This window comes from Georgenia sp. X1117 (assembly GCF_057784635.1).
The window spans coordinates 1,609,632-1,621,811 of the sequence record NZ_CM173492.1; the positions used below are offsets into that span (position 1 = coordinate 1,609,632).

8 protein-coding genes are annotated in these 12,180 nt (G+C 74.1%); 3 read left to right on the top strand and 5 right to left on the bottom strand.

Features of this window, described 5'->3' with window-relative positions; all coding sequences use genetic code 11:
• Positions 1-26: 26 nt before the first annotated feature.
• Positions 27-2,771 carry a type I DNA topoisomerase gene (gene topA, locus AC3D3D_RS07375; protein WP_463662749.1) on the bottom strand — a complete coding sequence of 915 codons (2,745 nt, stop codon included), beginning with the start codon at positions 2,769-2,771 and terminating at the stop codon, positions 27-29.
• 76 nt (positions 2,772-2,847) lie between these two features.
• On the opposite strand from topA, the gene AC3D3D_RS07380 reads away from it, so the two are divergent.
• Positions 2,848-4,056 carry a methyltransferase domain-containing protein gene (locus AC3D3D_RS07380; protein ID WP_463662748.1) on the top strand — a complete coding sequence of 403 codons (1,209 nt, stop codon included), beginning with the start codon at positions 2,848-2,850 and terminating at the stop codon, positions 4,054-4,056.
• Between the two features lies 1 nt (position 4,057).
• Here the strand turns inward: AC3D3D_RS07380 and AC3D3D_RS07385 are convergent, their stop codons facing one another.
• The gene (locus AC3D3D_RS07385) at positions 4,058-5,092 is read right to left on the bottom strand and encodes an LLM class flavin-dependent oxidoreductase (RefSeq protein WP_463662747.1); all 1,035 of its coding nucleotides are present in this window, start codon (positions 5,090-5,092) and stop codon (positions 4,058-4,060) included.
• A gap of 183 nt (positions 5,093-5,275) precedes the next feature.
• Here AC3D3D_RS07385 and AC3D3D_RS07390 point away from each other — a divergent pair, with 183 nt between their 5' ends.
• The gene (locus AC3D3D_RS07390) at positions 5,276-5,530 is read left to right on the top strand and encodes a hypothetical protein (protein WP_463662746.1); all 255 of its coding nucleotides are present in this window, start codon (positions 5,276-5,278) and stop codon (positions 5,528-5,530) included.
• Positions 5,531-5,690: 160 nt separating this feature from the next.
• On the opposite strand, the gene mtr is transcribed toward AC3D3D_RS07390, so the two are convergent.
• Genes mtr through AC3D3D_RS07405 form a run of 3 tightly spaced genes read right to left on the bottom strand, consistent with a single transcriptional unit; the run spans position 5,691 to position 10,981 of the window.
• Positions 5,691-7,094: a mycothione reductase gene (gene mtr / locus AC3D3D_RS07395; RefSeq protein WP_463662745.1), complete on the bottom strand. Its 1,404-nt coding sequence runs from the start codon at positions 7,092-7,094 to the stop codon at positions 5,691-5,693.
• Entirely contained in the window at positions 7,091-8,674 is a 1,584-nt protein-coding gene (locus tag AC3D3D_RS07400) for a methyltransferase (protein WP_463662744.1), read from the bottom strand. The genes mtr and AC3D3D_RS07400 overlap by 4 nt, the downstream gene beginning before the upstream one ends.
• Before the next feature lie 9 nt (positions 8,675-8,683).
• Entirely contained in the window at positions 8,684-10,981 is a 2,298-nt protein-coding gene (locus tag AC3D3D_RS07405; protein WP_463662743.1) for a sodium-translocating pyrophosphatase, read from the bottom strand.
• Between the two features lie 309 nt (positions 10,982-11,290).
• Between AC3D3D_RS07405 and AC3D3D_RS07410 the strand changes: the two genes are divergently transcribed.
• On the top strand, positions 11,291-12,169 hold the full coding sequence (locus tag AC3D3D_RS07410; protein WP_463662742.1) for a hypothetical protein: 879 nt from the start codon (positions 11,291-11,293) through the stop codon (positions 12,167-12,169).
• The last annotated feature ends 11 nt before the right edge of the window (positions 12,170-12,180 follow it).

The following is a 12,180-nucleotide window of genomic DNA, read 5'->3' on the forward strand; positions in this document are numbered from 1 at the left end:
CCGGGCCGACCCCCGCCGTCGGCCGATCAGTCCGAGCCCTTGGTGGTGGAGCGCTTCGCCGCCGGCTTCTTGGCCGCCGGCTTCCTCGCGGTCGTCCTCTTCGCGGGCGCCTTGCGCGCGGCCGGCTTCTTGGCCGGTCCCTTGGCGCGCTTCTCGGCGAGCAGCTCGTAGGCCCGCTCGTTCGTCAGCGTCTCCAGGGGGTCGTCCTTGCGCAGGGTGGCGTTGGTGGTGCCGTCGGTGACGTAGGGACCGAAGCGACCGTCCTTGACCACGACCGGCTTCTCGGAGACCGGGTCGGTGCCCAGCTCCTTGAGCGGCGGGCGGGCCGTCGCACCGCGCCGGCGCTTGGGCTGGGCGTAGAGCTCGAGCGCCTGCTCGAGGGTGATACCGAAGATCTGGTCCTCGGTCTCCAGGGAGCGCGAGTCGCTGCCCTTCTTGAGGTAGGGGCCGTAGCGGCCGTTCTGCGCGGTGATGTCCTCACCGCTGGTGGGGTCCTGGCCCACCACGCGGGGCAGGGACAGGAGCTTGAGCGCGTCCTCGAGGCCGACGGTGGACAGGTCCATGTCCTTGAACAGCGAGGCGGTGCGGGGCTTGGGCTGGCCGGGCTTCTTCCGCCCCGAGGGGGTGCGCTCGGGCTCGGGCAGCACCTCGGTGACGTAGGGGCCGAAGCGCCCGTTCTTCGCGATGATCGCGTGCCCGGTCTCGGGGTCGGTGCCGAGCTCGCGCCCGTCGTCGGCCTGGGCCTCGAGCAGCTCCTTGGCCTTCGCGACGGTCAGCTCGTCGGGGGCGACGTCGTCGGGGATGGAGGCCCGGCGCCCCACCGGGGCCGACCCGTCGGCGCCGGGCGTGGCGTCCGCGGCGGGGGCCTCTTCGACGTAGGGGCCGTAGCGACCCACGCGCACCGTGATGCCCTCGCCGATGTCGATCGAGTTGACGGCACGGGCGTCGATGTCGCCGAGCCCCTCGACGAGGGCACGCAACCCCTCCCGGCCCTCGCCGCCCCGGTAGAAGTGCGTCAGCCAGTCCACGCGGTCCAGCTCGCCGGAGGCGATCTTGTCGAGGTCGCCCTCCATCTCGGCGGTGAAGTCGTAGTCGACCAGCCTGGGCAGGTTCTCCTCGAGCAGCCGGACCACGGAGAAGGCGAGCCAGCTCGCCACCAGAGCCTGCCCGCGGCGGGTGACGTAGCCGCGGTCGGTGATGACGCCGATGGTGGCGGCATAGGTGGAGGGGCGGCCGATGCCGCGCTCCTCGAGGGCCTTGACGAGCGAGGCCTCGGTGTAGCGCGGCGGCGGGGAGGTCTCGTGGCCCGAGGCCTCCGCGCCGTGGACCTCGAGGAGGTCGCCCGCCGCGACGTCGGGCAGGCGGGTCTCGCCGTCGCCCTCGCCGTGCCGCTCGGCGTCGCGACCCTCCTCGTAGGCGGCGAGGAAGCCGCGCTCGGTGATGACGGTGCCCGATGCGGTGAGCAGGGCGCGCTCGGCGCCGGCCGAGGTGCCGGTGACGTCGGCGGCGATGCGCAGGGTCGCGGTCGAGCCGGTGGCGTCGATCATCTGCGAGGCGACGGTGCGCTTCCAGATGAGCTCGTAGACGCGGCGCGCGGCCGGGTCGAGCTGGCTCGCCACCTCGTCCGGCGTGCGCATCTGGTCACCGGCGGGGCGGATCGCCTCGTGCGCCTCCTGGGCGCCCTTGGCCTTGCCGGCGTACAGCCGCGGCTTGTCCGGGATGCTCCCCGGCCCGTAGAGCTCGGTCGCGCGCCGCCGCGCCGCCCCGACGGCCTCCGCGGAGAGGTTGGTCGAGTCGGTCCGCATGTAGGTGATGAACCCGTTCTCGTAGAGGCCCTGCGCCACGCGCATGGTCTCCCGCGAAGCCAGGCGCAGCTTGCGCGACGCCTCCTGCTGGAGGGTGGAGGTGGTGAACGGGGCGGCCGGGCGGCGCCGGTACGGCTTGGTCTCCACGCCCTCGACGGCGGTGGTCGCCTCGCGCAGGGCCTCGGCCACGGCCTGCGCACGGGTCTCGTCGAGCACGACGACGCCCGCCGCCCGCGCGGTCAGCTCGCCGTCGTCGCCGAAGTCGCGGCCGGTGGCCACCCGGGCGCCGTCGAGCTCGAGGAGGCGCGCGTCGAAGGTCTCCGGGGCGTCGGCGGCGCTGTAGGTGCCGGTGACCGACCAGTACGAGGCGGTGCGGAAGGCCATCCGCTCGCGCTCGCGCTCGACGACCAGGCGGGTGGCCACGGACTGCACGCGGCCGGCGGAGAGGCCGGAGCGGACCTTGCGCCACAGCAGCGGGGAGACCTCGTATCCGACGAGGCGGTCGAGGATGCGGCGGGTCTCCTGGGCGTCGACGAGGGGGGCGTCGATCTCCCGCGGGTTGGCCAGCGCGCGGGAGATGGCGTCCTTGGTGATCTCGTGGAAGACCATCCGGTAGACAGGGATCTTCGGGTTGAGGACCTCGTGCAGGTGCCAGGCGATGGCCTCGCCCTCGCGGTCCTCATCAGTGGCGAGGTAGAGCTCGTCGGCCTCCTTCATCTTGCGCCGGAGCTCGGCCACCTTCTTCTTCTTGTCGGCGTCGACCACGTAGTAGGGCGAGAAATCGCCGTCGACGTCGACGGCGAACTTCCCGTAGGGGCCCTTCTTCATGTCCGCCGGGAGCTCGGAGGGCTGCGGGAGGTCGCGCACGTGCCCGATGGACGCCTCGACCTCGAACTCGGGGCCCAGGTACCCGCCGATGGTCCGGGCCTTGGCGGGCGACTCGACGATGACGAGCTTGCGGGGCATGCGCTGGACGGTCCTTTTCGCTGGGGTGTCTGCGGCCGACGGTAACAGCGCGCCGTCGGCGGCTACCGTTCCTTCGGTGAGGTGCGAGTACTTCGACGACGGACGCTGTGCGTCGTGCACGTTCCTGGGCACACCGTACGCGGACCAGGTCGCGGGCAAGGTCGCCGACCGCCGCGAGCTGCTCACCACCGTGCCCGACGGCGCCTGGCTGGCGCCGGTGCTCTCCACCGAGGAGGGCTTCCGGAACAAGGCGAAGATGGTGGTGGCCGGGACGAGCGCCGCACCCACCCTGGGGATCCTCGACCCGGCCGGGGCCGGGGTGGACCTGCGCGGCTGCCACCTCTACCCGGGGCCGGTCACCGCGGCGCTGCCGATGCTGGCCGCCTTCGTCACCCGGGCCGGCCTCATCCCCTACGACGTGCCGGGCCGGCGCGGGGAGCTCAAGCACGTGCTCGTCACCGTCTCCCCCGACGCCGAGCTCATGGTCCGGTTCGTCCTGCGCTCCCGCGACCAGCTGGGGCGGGTGCGGCGGAACCTGCCGTGGCTGCTCGAGCAGCTGAGCGACCTGGCGGTGGTCACCGTCAACCTGCTGCCCACGCACGTGGCGCTCCTCGAGGGCGAGGAGGAGATCGTCCTCACCGGGCGGACGGCGTTGCCGATGCGACTGCGCGGCGAGCGGGTCGACCTCGACCTCGAGCTGCCGCCGCGCTCCTTCTTCCAGACGAACACCGCGATCGCCACGGCGATGTACGACCAGGCGGCGGCGTGGGCGGACGAGGTCGGGGCACGCACGGCCTGGGACCTGTACTGCGGGGTCGGCGGCTTCGCGCTCGCCGTCGCCGGGGCGGGCACCGGGGCCGGGGGTGCCGCCTGGGCGGGGCCCGGAGCCAAGGGCGCCGCAGACTCCGGCGGGCGCCGCGTCGTCGGGATCGAGACCTCGACCGACGCGGTCGACGGCGCGCGGGCGGCCGCGTCCCGGGCCGGCTTGGCCGGCCGGTTGTCGTTCGCGGCCGGGGACGCCACCACGCACGCGCTCGCGGCCGAGCCGGCGGGGGCGCCGGACCTCGTCGTGGTCAACCCGCCCCGGCGCGGCCTGTCGGACGAGCTCGCCTCCTGGCTCGAGTCCTCCGGCGCGGGCCACGTCCTGTACTCCTCGTGCAACGCCACCACGCTCGCCCGGGACCTGGCGCTCATGCCGAGCCTGCGCCCGGTGGCCGCGCGACTGTTCGACATGTTCCCGCACACCCGCCACGACGAGGTGATGGTCCTCCTCGAGCGGGGGTGACTCACCGCTCGCCGGGCGGCCTCCAGCCGATAGCGGGGGCCACGTGGCGGGCGAGGTTCTCCAGCAGGGCGGCGTTGTAGTCGACGCCGAGCATGTTGGGGACCGTGACGAGCAGGGTGTCGGCGGCCTGCACGGCGGCGTCGGCGGCGAGCCCGGCCGCGACGACGTCCGGCTCGCCGGTGTAGCTGCGCCCGAACCGGGAGCGCACGCCCTCGAGCAGGCCGACCTGGTCCTCGGCCTCCTCGGCGCGCGAGCCGAAGTAGCGGCGGTCGAGGTCGGAGACGACGGGGACCACGGACCGGGAGACCGAGACGCGCGGGTCCCACTCCCAGCCGGCCTCGGCCCAGGCATCGCGGAAGACCTGGATCTGCTCGGCCTGCAGCTCGTCGAAGGGCACGCCCGTGTCCTCGGTGAGCAAGGTGGAGGACATGAGGTTGAGGCCCTGCTTGGCGGTCCAGCGGGCCGTGGCCCGCGAGCCCGAGCCCCACCAGATGCGCCGGTCGAGCCCCTCGGAGTGCGGCTGGACCGCGAGCGGCTGGCTCACGCCCGTCTGGGCGGGGTCCGACATCACCACGCCTGCGCCCCGCATCGCGTGCAGCGCGAGGTCGGTCTTGGTCCGGGCAACGTCGGCCATGGTCGTCCCCTCGGCCGCGCGGTACCCGAAGGCACCGGCGCCGTCGAGCGCCGGCTCGGGTGAGCCGCGGGAGATGCCGAGCTGGAGGCGGCCGCCGGCAATGAGGTCCGTGGCGGCGGCCTCCTCGGCCATGTACAGGGGGTTCTCGTAGCGCATGTCGATCACCCCGGTGCCCATCTCGATGCGCGAGGTGCGGGCGGCGATCGCGGCCAGCAGCGGGAACGGGGAGGCCAGCTGCGGCGCGAAGTGATGGACGCGCAGGTAGGCGCCGTCGAGGCCGATCTCCTCGGCGGCCTCGGCCAGCTCGATGGTCTGCAGGTGGGCGTCGGCGGCGGTGCGGACGGCGCTGCCGCCGATGTCGCGCCAGTTGCCGAAGGTGAGGAAGCCGATGCGGGAGACCATGCCGGCACCAACCCCGCGGGGGCGCCACGTGTTCCGCGGCCCGTGCTCGGTCGATGGATCGGACCGTCGTGATCGCCCGCGGTGCGCAGCGCTCGGCAACGGCGGATCCCGATGTGGAGGTCCGGTGCGACCGCACCGCTCCTCGACCCGGATCGCCGTTGCACAGCGCGCTACGGTTTCGTGATGAGTGATCAGATCAGTCGGCGCGAGCTGCGCAACGACAGTGGTCGGATCATGCGTGCGCTCGACGACGAGAAGTCCTTCCTGGTGTCTCGGCACGGCCGTGTCCTCGGTGAGCTGAGGCCGCTCCGGCGCGACCGGTTCATCGATGCGCGTGACGCCCTCGAAGCCATGCGTGGTGCGCCGGAGGTCGAGCGGGAGCGACTCCGCGCAGACCTCGACGAGGTGGCGGTTCAGGAGCTCGATCCTCGAGACTGAACGGCTGGCGCCAGGTCGCCAGCCTCGGACGCGATTCGCCGACCTGCTCATCGCCTCGGTTGCCGTCGCCGAGGGGCTGCCGCTGGTCACGAGGAACGACGCTGACCTCGTCGGCCTCGAGGAGCTCCTTCAGCTGGTCGAGGTCTGAAGCGGCAGGTCCTCAGTCAAACTCGAGCCCGAGCAGCGCGTTCTCGGTGACCTCGGGCAGGGCGGGGTGGATCCAGTACTGCCGGCGGGCGACCTCGCGGACGTCGAGATCGAAGGCCATGACGGTGATCATCTGCTGGATGAGGGTGGCGGCCTGCGGCCCCATGTAGTGCGCCCCCAGCAGCCGGCCGGTGGCCCGGTCGGCGACGAGCTTGGTGATGCCGGTGGTGTCCTCCATGGCCCACCCGTAGGCAACGTCGCCGTAGTCCTGCACCTTGACCGTGACATCGTGGCCGGCCGCCCGCGCGTCCTCCTCGGTCAGGCCCACGGTCGCGATCTGCGGGTGGGTGAAGATCGCCGAGGGGACGTGCTCGTGCGGCAGCGTCCGCAGGTCGTCGGGGTGGAGGAGGTTGTGGGCGACGGTGCGGGACTCGGCGTTGGCCACGTGCTTGAGCATGTAGGGCGAGGAGACGTCGCCCAGCGCCCACACCCCCGGCGCCGAGGTGGAGCGGCCGTGCTCGTCGACCGCCACGCGGCCGTCCGACGTCGCCGCCACCCCGCCGGCGGCGAGGTCGAGCCGGTCGCCGTTGGGCATGCGCCCGGTGGCCACGAGGAGGACCTCGCCGGAGGCGGTGGTGCCGTCGTCGAGCCGGAGCTCGACGGTGCCGTCGGACTCCGAGAGGCCGTCGACCGTCCGCCCGGCGCGCACGTCGAACCGCTCCTCGGCGAGGGTGTTGAAGCGGTCCCGCAGGTCGGCGTCGAGGTGGCGCAGCAGGGGTGAGCGAGACACGATCGTCACCGCCGTGCCGAGCGCGGCGAACACGTGGGCGAACTCCATGGCGATGTACCCGCCGCCGAGGATGACCATCGAGGCCGGCTGCTCGGGCAGCCGCATGATGTCCTCGTTCGTCCGGTACGTCACGCCCGAGGCCTCGATCGCCTCGGGGACGAAGGGCCGCGACCCCGCCGCGACGACGACCTGGTCGCCGGAGATCACCCGCTCCTCGCTGCCCTGACCGGTGCGCAGGGTGCGCTCGCCGACGAAGACGGCGTGCTGGTCGTAGACGTCGATGTTCGGCGTGCGCGGGCCCCGGCGGTATTCCTCGCCGCCGGCGGCGATGGGGTCGATGCGGCGCCCGAAGACCCGGTCGACGATGCCGGGCCAGTCCACCGAGCGCACCTGGGCGTCGAGCCCGAGCCGGCCGGCGGCGGCGGTCTCGTGCGCGACGTCGGCGGCGTAGACGTACATCTTGGTCGGGATGCAGCCGACGTTGAGGCACGTGCCGCCGAACCTCCCCTCCTCGACGATGGCGATCGACCGGTCGTCGAACTCCGGGCCGGGGAGCATGTTCCCCGAGCCGGCACCGATGACGATGAGGTCGTAGTGGCGGTCGGCTTCGGGGGCGGCCGTGGTCATGCGTTCTTCTCCTCGGGTGGGTCGGCGGGGACGAGCATGCCGGTGGCGACGAGCTCGCGCAGCCACCAGGCCAGCTCGGCGGTGAGGTCGGCGGGGTCCGTCTCGAGCAGTGCCGCGACGGCGTCGACGAGCGCGCCGAGGGCCAGCTCGCCGTCGCAGGCGCCGACGACGGCGGCCAGGCCGGTCGTGGCCCGCACGGTCCGGCCGTAGCCGCCGCCCTGGACGAGCTCGATGACCTCGGCCTCGGGCGCCCCGGGCCGGTGGTGGCGCACCTCGGTGACGTCGGGGGCGACGACGAGGTGGGCCGCGCGCAGGGCGGCCTCGTCGGTCAGCACGGGTCGCAGCGTCTCGACGGCGCCCAGCACGGCGGCGACGTGGCCGGCGAGGCGATGCCGGACCGGCCCGGCCGCCTCCTCGAGCCGGCGCCAGGGGGCGCCGCCCGTGTCCGTCTCGGCCCGTCGGCGCACGGTCACGTGCCCCATGCCGATGCCGGTGACCCCGCGGGCCTCGAGGTCGGCGAGCCAGGCGTGGGCCGCGGACTCGAAGGCGGCGAGGTCGCGGGCGGGGTGGGTGCCGCCGTCGCGCAGCCAGGTGTCGACGTAGGTGGCGGGGTCGACGGCGTCGCGACGCACGACCCACAGGTCGAGGTCCGCATCCACCCAGCCGTCGACCCGCTCGCGCCAGTCCTCGCCCTCGCGTTCCTCCCAGTTGGCCAGCAGCTGGGCGGTGCCGCCGGGCGCCAGGTGGGCGCCGAGTCCGCCGAGGAGCTCGGCGAGCAGCGAGTCCCCCGGCGCGCCGCCGTCGCGGTACGTCAGGGCGTCCTCCCCGGAGCGGGGCGAGATGACGAACGGCGGGTTGGACACGATCCGGTCGAAGCGCTCCCCGCGGACGGGGTCGAGCAGCGAGCCGAGCCGCAGGTCGACGTGGGTGTCGAGGCCGCTGATCTCCGCCCCGGTGCGGGCCATACCCAGCGCGCGCGGGTTGACGTCGGTGGCGACCACCTCGGCGCCCCGGGTGGCGGCTGCGAGGGCGAGGTAGCCGCTGCCGGTACCGACGTCGAGGACCGCCTCCCCGGGGCCGGCGGGCAGGGCGAGGTCGGCCAGCGTCCGCGTGGCCGGGCCGGGGACGACGACGTGCTCGGGGCCGGGGTCGCGGCCGGGGATCGCCCGGTCGGCGAGGACCCAGCCGGCGTCGACGGGGGTGACGGTGACCAGGGGCGTCAGCGTGTCGCCCTCGCGCTCGGCGAGGCCGAGGGCGACGAGCACGATGCCGAGGTCGAGGCCGGTCGCCTCGCCGTCGGGCCCGGCCGCGTCGCCACCGTCCTCTCCGTCAGGGCTGTCGCCGTCGGGCTCGTCGTCGGGGGCGAAGGCGTCGGCCGGGACGGGCTCGCCGACGACGAGCAGCCGCACCCAGGTGCCGAGCGCCCCACGGGCGTCGCGCGCGGCCCGCAGGGCCGGGACCCGGTCCCCCGTGGCGAGCAGCGAGGCGGCGACGGGCCCGAGGAGGCCGGCCACGCCGTCGGGGGTAAGTCCGTCGCGGCGCCAGGCGGCGGCGAGCGCCTCCTCGGGTAGCTGGGTCACCCCTCGAGACTAGGAGATCCCGGCGTCGGCGAGCTCCTGCTGCTCGGCGCGCACCGCCCGCACGCGCGAGAGGAGGACCGCGCCGATGGCCACGCCGCCGGCCACGACCGCCACGGCGATGCGCAGCGTGTGGTTGGCGTCGGCGGGGACCGACCACTGCACGACCATCGGGGCGATGAGCAGCGCGACGAGGTTCATCACCTTGATGAGCGGGTTGATCGCGGGCCCGGCGGTGTCCTTGAAGGGGTCGCCGACGGTGTCGCCGATGACGACGGCGGAGTGCTGGGCGCTGCCCTTGCCGCCGTGGTGGCCGTCCTCGACGATCTTCTTCGCGTTGTCCCACGCGCCGCCGGAGTTGGCCAGGAAGACGGCCATGAGCACGCCGGTGGCGATCGTCCCGGCGAGGAAGCCGGCGAGCGGGCCGACGCCCAGCCCGAAGCCGACGGCGATGGGTGCGAGGGCCGCCAGGAGGCCCGGCGTGGCGAGCTCGCGCAGGGAGTCACGGGTGCAGATGTCGACGACCTTGCCGTACTCGGGGCGCTGCTCCCCGGTCATGATGCCGGGCAGGTCGCGGAACTGGCGGCGCACCTCGCGCACGATCGCGCCGGCGGAGCGGGTGACGGCGTCGATCGTCAGCCCGGAGAAGAGGAAGACCGTGGCGGCGCCGAGGATGACGCCGACCAGGGTGATCGGGCTGATGATCTCGTAGCTGAGCATCGCCCCGACGATCCCCTCGGCCTGGGCGCGCCCCTCGGCGGCCAGCTCGCCGACGGCGGTGGAGACGACGTCGGCGTAGGAGCCGAACAGGGCGGTGGCCGCCAGGACGGCGGTGGCGATGGCGATGCCCTTGGTGATGGCCTTGGTGGTGTTCCCGACGGCGTCGAGGTCGGTGAGGATCTGGGCGCCCTCCTCGTCGACGTCGCCGGACATCTCGGCGATGCCCTGGGCGTTGTCGGAGACCGGGCCGAAGGTGTCCATGGCGACGATGACGCCGACCGTGGTGAGCAGGCCGCAGCCGGCCAGGGCGACGAGGAACAGGGCGAGCCAGACCGAGCCGCCGGCGAGCAGGAAGCAGGTGCAGATGGCGGCGGCGATGACGCCGGCGGTGTACACGGCGGACTCGAAGCCGACGCCGATGCCCGCGAGCACCACGGTCGCGGGGCCCGTGCGGGAGGTGGCGGCGACGCGCTGGGTGGGGCTGGTGCCGGTGCCGGTGTAGAAGCCGGTGATCCACAGGATGACGCCGGCCAGGGCCACGCCGACGAGGACGGCCAGGGAGGCGACGACGCGGGGGTCGTCGATGGGCACGCCGGTGATGGCCCCGGTGGTGCCGGTGGTCTCGGCGAAGGTGCCGGGCAGGTAGACGAAGGCGACGGCGGCGGCCAGGACCACGCCGGCGACCGCCGAGAGGTAGAAGCCGCGGTAGATGGCCTTGAGGCCGGACTCGGCGCCCCGCACGCGGGTGACGAGGACGCCGAGCACGGCCACGACGGCGCCGACGGCGGTGACCAGCAGCGGCAGGATCATGCCGTGCTCGCCCATGGCGGCCCGGCCGAGGATGAGGGAGGCCACCAGGGTGACGGCGTAGGACTCGAACAGGTCGGCGGCCATGCCGGCGCAGTCGCCGACGTTGTCCCCGACGTTGTCGGCGATGGTGGCGGCGTTGCGCGGGTCGTCCTCGGGGATGCCCTGCTCGACCTTGCCGACCAGGTCCGCGCCGACGTCGGCGGCCTTGGTGAAGATGCCGCCGCCCACGCGCATGAACATCGCCAGCAGGGCGGCCCCGAAGCCGAAGCCCTCGAGGACGACGGGGGCGTCGGTGCGGAAGACGAGGACGGTCAGCGAGGCGCCGAGCAGTCCGAGACCCACCACGCTCATGCCGACGACGCCTCCCGTACGGAAGGCGATGCGGGCGCCCTCGGCGCGGCCGGCGGCGCGGGTCGCTGCGGCGGCCACGCGCACGTTGGCGCGCACGGCCAGCCACATCCCCAGGTAGCCGATGGCCGCGGAGAACGCCGCGCCCAGGAGGAAGGCCACCGAGCGGCCGATCCGCACGTCGAGCGCGCCGGGCAGCAGGAGCAGCGCGGCCGTGATGACGACGACGAACACCCCCAGGGTGCGGAACTGCCGGCCGAGGTAGGCGGCGGCGCCCTCCTGGACGGCGCGCGCGATGTCGACCATCGCCGGGGTGCCCGTCTCCTCCCTGAGGACCTGCCGCCGCAGGACGACGGCGAAGGCGAGCGCCCCGACGGCGATGGCTCCCACGACGACGGCGATGACGAGTGACGGTGTCGACAGCTCCTGCACGGGTCCTCCACGTTGAGGTCCGCCCGCTGTGGGCGGTGACGGCGCTGGTCGTGGGGCTGCGTCGCTGCCAGGCCCCACCACCGGCGGTGATGCGTGGAGCCTAACCGACGAGCGGCACGCGTCACACCGACCGGCCCGACGAGGCCGGCGTGGTCGGCCGGCGTGCGCGGCGTCCGGGCGGTGTGCGGGCAGTCGGCTGGGAGCGCGGCGGCACGGTGATGGGTCTGTGGGTCGGTGGGCGGCGGGGCAGGGGTGTTCTGACCGTCGCCGGCGGGTCGTGCAGCCGGTGGCGTCGGGCAGGGTGGAGGCATGACCACACGCCCCACCACCGTGCCCGGGCGGCTGGGCGCCGCTGCCGCGGTCCTGGCCGCCGGCGCACTGCTCGCCGCCTGCGCCGACGAGTCACCGACCACGGAACCCGGCTCCTCGACGCCCGGCGAGGAGCTCGAGCCGCCCTACGGCCAGAGCGTGGAGCTGACCGACGATCTCGAGCGGCTCTGCGGGCTGCCCACCAACCAGACCGCCGACTTCTACGTGCAGGGACCGCCGGGCGACGACGGCGGGGCGGTCGTCGGTGACGGCGTGGACGACGGCGGAGTGGCCGTCGCAGCCGGCGCGGACGACGGCGGGCACGCCGTCCGGGCGGGCACGGGCACCGGCACCTCGCTCCCCACCCTCGTCCCGCCGGACCCCGGCGTCGTCGAGGACGTGGGCGTCGAGGTGGTCGACCCGCCCACCGCCACCTCCACCGCCGTCGAGGTCGACATCACCCTGACCGGGCCCGAGCAGGACGAGCCCTACGTGGCCGAGGAGGTGAGCGTGTCCTTCCTGGCCGAGGGGGACGACGGACGCCAGTGGGTGGGCTTCGTGCTCGACGAGGACGTGCCGACCCGCCGCCTGCCCTTCGACGAGCCGGTCTCGCCCTCCCCCGGCGGGACCACCACCACCGTGACGCTGCAGCCGCTGGCCTGCCCCGAGGAGGACCTCGAGGTCGGCGAGACCTTCGAGGCCCGGCCGCTGGCCGACGGCAGCTACGTGCTGTCGATCTACGGCCACCTCGAGCAGCCGTCCGGCGAGGGCACCCAGGAGGGCAGCTCGGTCTGGGGCCAGGAGCTCACCGACGTCTCCGTCGTCGACGGTCGGGTCGAGGGCATCGGCTACGACGGGCCGAACGCCTACGACGACTAGGACCGCCACGG